Below are 290 nucleotides of genomic sequence, written 5' to 3'. Positions count from 1 at the left end.
CCCCACACCCACACGCCGCCCGAGCGGTGCAGGTCGAACACGAGCGGGTAGCCGCCGCGCCGCACGCGGAACGCGAACGACTTGCGCCAGCTTTTCAGGTTAGGAAACGCCAGCACCAGCGCGATCAGGCTGTCGATCGCCCACACGATGCCGACGACGCCCATCACCCAGAACCCGAAGTTGATCCCGCCGTACACGGGCAGGAACAGCGAGTAGTGCAGCCGGTAGATGAACGGCATCAGGTCAAGCCGCGCGAGCGACGGCGCGCCCCATTCGCGGCGGCCCTGCAC

The 290-nt window shown here is 67.9% G+C and carries 1 protein-coding gene; it reads right to left on the bottom strand.

What is annotated here, in order from left to right:
- Positions 1 to 290, bottom strand: a 290-nt coding sequence (locus AAEY78_RS12545; protein ID WP_352339666.1) for a PepSY domain-containing protein, incomplete at both ends; no start/stop codon positions are given.

Origin of the sequence: Psychrobacter sp. 16-MNA-CIBAN-0192, from assembly GCF_040309565.1 — a bacterium.
In the GTDB taxonomy this organism is placed as follows: Bacteria; Pseudomonadota; Gammaproteobacteria; order Pseudomonadales; family Moraxellaceae; genus Psychrobacter.
This window is presented reverse-complemented; position numbering and strand designations above follow the sequence as displayed.